The sequence below is a fragment of the Portibacter marinus genome, from assembly GCF_021533195.1.
In the GTDB taxonomy this organism is placed as follows: Bacteria; Bacteroidota; Bacteroidia; order Chitinophagales; family Saprospiraceae; genus Portibacter; species Portibacter marinus.
In genome coordinates this window covers 1-3,229 of record NZ_JAJNKB010000039.1, presented here as the reverse complement: position 1 = coordinate 3,229, position 3,229 = coordinate 1, and the positions used below count along the sequence as shown (strand labels likewise).

2 protein-coding genes are annotated in these 3,229 nt (G+C 31.0%); both read left to right on the top strand.

Annotation, left to right across the window (positions count from 1 at the left end):
- The first annotated feature begins 156 nt into the window (after window positions 1–156).
- Window positions 157–903 carry a hypothetical protein gene (locus L2567_RS20710; RefSeq protein ID WP_235299775.1) on the top strand — a complete coding sequence of 249 codons (747 nt, stop codon included), beginning with the start codon at window positions 157–159 and terminating at the stop codon, window positions 901–903.
- A 73-nt stretch (window positions 904–976) separates the two neighbouring features.
- Complete coding sequence (locus L2567_RS20705) at window positions 977–2,341, top strand: potassium channel family protein (protein ID WP_235299774.1); 1,365 nt, start codon at window positions 977–979, stop codon at window positions 2,339–2,341.
- Window positions 2,342–3,229 lie beyond the last annotated feature (888 nt).

The following is a 3,229-nucleotide window of genomic DNA, read 5'->3' as shown; positions in this document are numbered from 1 at the left end:
TCCTTTAAGGCCTCCAATACGACATCTGTCTTGAATTTGCTGGTGTACTTTTTTCTACTCATAACAGTAAATTTAATGGTTTGTAATCAAACTATATTCACTGTCTAGTTTTCGGGGGGAACTTCAAAAGAGCACAATAAAAAATAACACTGAGAAATGGCTAATCTAGAACAAATTAATAAAAATTGCTGCGATATTATTTATAGGAAATTACTTAATGGCCCAAGTGCTGATGATTGGGAGGCTTGTAAAATATTTAATAAACTTGTAGACGCTGAAAAAGATGAACATAACTGTTTAGGTTGCCAATTCGTAGACATTCATCAGACTATCTACAAAAATTTTAAGGACTTAGTAGCAAAAGACTTAACTGAAGAATTTTATTTTAAGACATACTTATTTTGGCTATATCAAAATGTAGAAAGAATATATGAGATTTTTGAACTTGTAAATCCAAAAGGACAGAACAAGATGATTAAAATGTTCTTTGAACAAAATTTCGTAGAGAATAAGCGAATAAAGAGATGGGCGAATTTTATTAAGCATCCTAAAGCATTCCAATTTAGTCACCACCCATCTTATTTCTATGAGACAGATTACGCCAAGATTCCTACAGATTCTATCATTTTTGACTCTAATAAAATTGAGAAGTTCTATCAAGGTGATAAGAATAATAAGGAACTATATAACACAATTGCGAAAAAGACAAATGTTGTTATTCTGATACCAGACTTGGAAACTATGACAAACAACTTTTGCGAAGAGTTTAGGCTTTTCACCAACTGGATTTGTAAGAATGACATGATTGCAGATTTTCTCAAGATGGAATCAACTATAGATACCTACTATGAAGATTTGGAAGAAGATCTACAAGAGTCGCAACAAGTAAAAGCCAGCCTATAACAAGTGACATCTCATAATCCTTCGCTATCGCTCGGACTCTGGATGTCACAAAACCGTTATTGATAATAAAACTATGAATACATTCCAAGAGAAACAAAAACGATTAGAGGAATATAATAGGATAGAATACGAGAGTATCATTTCAAATTCTCAATTATCTGTTCAAGAGTTATGGTCTTTAAGTGAGATAAATTTCCTCAAATGGAGAGCTAAATACGATCTTCCTCGAATAATTAAGCATTTTGAAGAAAATCTCCAATATTTTAAAGAATGGAAATACGAGAATGGCATCACCAGATATGATTTTTTAAAAGTAATGAAACTATCACCATTTTTGGAAGACAAACATCCTGAAGAAAAAGATAGAAGAAAGTATTATTATAAGCAAACTATAGCCGGCGCTGAAGTTAGATACATTATTTCTGAGGATGTTCTAAATCCAACTTACGAGCGTGATGGAAAAACTGAAACTTTTGAACGTTACAATTCATTTGTTCCATTTCTGGAATGGGTAAGAAAAGTTAAAAAGTTAAATATAAATTTGGTAGGTCTTACAGGAATTTCTGCTCCCTCTACCGAATATGAGATTGTGAGAATTCACTCAGGATTAGCATTGTTAAATATGAATGCAAAAGTCCAATTCCTTAAACCTAAATTTATTGAGTTTGCCAACCTTTCAAATCTAGAGTTAGCAGAAAATATAGTTTTACAATCTTCTCTGGAATTTCATTTTTGCTTTGCTGATAATCTTTCTTTATCTAACATACAGGTTTATTTCCATTGGTATTTTTTTTCAAAGATTTGTAATATTAAAATTAAAGATTCTAGTTTAATTAGTTGGAAATTTATTAATACAGAAGTTAACGGATTTATAGAAAATTCAATGTTGAAAGCTATTGGTATTCATGGTGGTAAATTCGAGCCATACGTAAAGAATGTAATTTTCGATGGTGTTAGAGCCGATACCATTCATTATGAGGGTAACAACTTAACATCAACATATAGATTATTAAAGTATCAATACAATAGTCAAGGTGATGATGATTTAGCATATGAAAATCATATTTTAGAAGAATCTGAAAAGATTCGAGGTTATTCTTTCAGATATTCAACCTTAAAATGGCTTACAGGATTCGTTAATAAATATTATTGGAAATTTGGTAGTAAGCCACAATTTATTTTGTACTACAGTATAATCATAATTGTAACTTTTGCTCTTGTATTTTATATTTGCGAAAGCAAAATGTTTGAAGGTAAATCCTTGGTCGAAAACAGTTTCCTTGAATGTCTCTATCTAAGCCTAGTCACTTTTACAACACTAGGAGCAGATACTACATCTTTTAGTGAGACTCCAAAACTACTCTTTGGTCTGGAATCGATTTTAGGTGTCCTTAACTTTGGGTTTTTAATTGCAGGATATTCGAAAAGTAAATATTAGGTTACTATCGATAACAGGCCATGAAGACTGAAGAGTTCCTTCGTCATTCCTCAGCTTATGGCAGAACCGTTAGGACTCATTTGTATATGCCAAATAGAGCACTCTTGATGATCTTATTTAAGTAATAGTGATCTCGAAATATAAGCTTACCGAAAACCAATTCAATAATAATTTGAATTTTTGGTCTAAGTAAAATTTTAATCAAGTGCTTCAAAAAGACGGAAAACTTCAGTCTTTGCTACTTATTTTAAAGTATTTGAATGAGCTCTATTAGAATTTATAAATATGGATATAAAAATGACGTTCCTCAATCGAAACATATAAAATACCGGTGCAAAAACAAAAACAAAATCTTAGCGAGCCTAAAAGATCTTTATTTAATTATCTGATTCATCAATGGAAAAGTTGATTCATAGTAAGCTAAAAATAATTTAACGTCAATTAGACATTTTGATGTAATCTCGCGGAGATTATTAAGTACAGCTTATGTTGTTTTCGTCTATGATTTAATATAGACGATTTTTACAGAGGTCTAAGGTTCCATATGCCCCCCGCACGTAGAAAGATTTTTCAAACACCCCCTACACTACTGTTTTATTTTTATTGAACTGTTATAAACAATTCTAAAATAATGAATCAAAGTGCACTACTATGGATAATGTTTCCCTAATATCTTGCTTTGCTGTTCAAGTTCTATTGTTGAAACATTACCTTTCTCTCCCTAAACCGATTCTATTTTGCTACTCATGATGACATTTAAATGATGTGCCCCTACAATTTAGGACAACTTTTATAAATAATTGTTAATAACTAAATTGTGAGAAAAATGACAAGAAGAAAGTTTACACCTGAGTTTAAAACAAAGGTAGTTTTAGAAGCTCTAAAGGA

Coding starts and splice junctions, on each gene's coding strand:
- L2567_RS20710 (WP_235299775.1), top strand. CDS start 157: ATGGCTAATCTAGAACAAATTAATAAAAATTGCTGCGATATTATTTAT.
- L2567_RS20705 (WP_235299774.1), top strand. CDS start 977: ATGAATACATTCCAAGAGAAACAAAAACGATTAGAGGAATATAATAGG.